The sequence below is a fragment of the Hyphomonas sp. genome, from assembly GCF_040882205.1.
Taxonomy (GTDB): domain Bacteria; phylum Pseudomonadota; class Alphaproteobacteria; order Caulobacterales; family Hyphomonadaceae; genus Hyphomonas.
The window spans coordinates 1-1,287 of record NZ_JBBEBT010000051.1 but is presented as its reverse complement, the minus strand read 5'-3'; the positions used below and the strand labels follow the sequence as shown (position 1 = coordinate 1,287).

Genomic DNA, 1,287 nt, shown 5'->3' with positions numbered 1-1,287 from the left:
TCAAGACACTGGCCGCCGAGATTGTTCATCAGCGTGCTGAGTTCTGCGTCGGACCGCTTCTCGATCAGCGCCGTCAGCGGCCCCTGGTCCCCAATGTCATCAAGGATGCGCTTGCGCCAGGCCGCGCCTCCCAGATAGGTCAGCGCCGAATAGAGCGAGTTAGGGCATGCCTCGATCCAGTCCTTCAGGCGCCCGCCGCCCGGTTCTTCAAACGCCGCGCGCTGCTTCGCGCCGAACCGCAGCACTTCCACGCGCCACCCGAACGCCTTGAAGATCGCCTCTACACGCGCCCAGAGGCCTTCATGCACTACGCCGTCGAGGCTCTGTCGGTTATAGTCGATGATCCACCATGTATTACGCAGCCCGTGCTTCCAGCCTTCCTGAAGACACTCGTATACGTTACCTTCATCAAGCTCCGCGTCGCCCACCAGCGCCACCATTCGCCCTGGCTGGCGTGCGCCCGATCCAAGCTGCGTCCACGGACGGGCTAAAAGGTAATCCTGAATAATTGAAGCAAACGCCGTCTCGGCCACGCCGAGCCCGACCGAGCCGGTGGAGAAATCCACATCGTCGATGTCCTTGGTCCGCGAGGGATACGACTGTGCGCCGCCATAGCCCCGGAAGTTTTCAAGCTTCTCCAGCGTCTGGTTACCCATCAGGTAGTGCACCGCGTGGAAAAGCGGCGCCGCGTGCGGCTTGACCGCCACCCGGTCTTCCGGCCGCAGCACCTGGAAATACAGCGCCGTCAGGATCGACACCAGTGAGGCGCAGGAGGCTTGGTGTCCGCCGACCTTTACGTCGTCATCTTCCTTCTCGCGCAGGTGGTTGGCGTTGTGAACGGTCCAGGCAGCCAGCCACAGCAGGCGCTGTTCAAGGGTCTTCAGGTGATCAATCGGAAGGGTCATACCCCGAGGTAAATCAGGGCGCCGCCCAAGTCCATAAGGCAGAGAGGCCTCAGCCCCTCCTTCGGATTAAGGACGTCCGCGCTGCGCTTTGTCGAACATGTCCACCAGCGTCGTGCCCGGCATCGAGTTCATGGTCTGCACCCAGCCCGGCATGCCTTTCAGCATATCCGCCGTGTCCGACCAGCGGCGCACATTGGCATCTGCCGCGCGCTGAAAAGCCTCGCGCATATAGTTCTCGTCGGCGCTGTCAAAACCGTCCGACAATGTGATCGAAGAGAGGCTCATCATGCTCTTCTGCATCGTGAGCAGGGTGTCGAGTGAGGCGGCGGTCATCGCCGTATAGGCGCGCCAGGAATTCAGCCAGAGTTCCATCATTTCCTGT

At 61.4% G+C, this 1,287-nt stretch carries 1 protein-coding gene and 1 pseudogene; both read right to left on the bottom strand.

The genetic code is table 11. From position 1 onward, the window contains the following. A pseudogene (locus tag WEA77_RS02485) lies at nt 1-905 on the bottom strand (transketolase); the annotation flags it as partial. A gap of 66 nt (nt 906-971) precedes the next feature. Continuing rightward, nucleotides 972-1,287, bottom strand: a 316-nt coding sequence (locus tag WEA77_RS02480; protein WP_368066285.1) for a hypothetical protein, incomplete at its 5' end; no start/stop codon positions are given.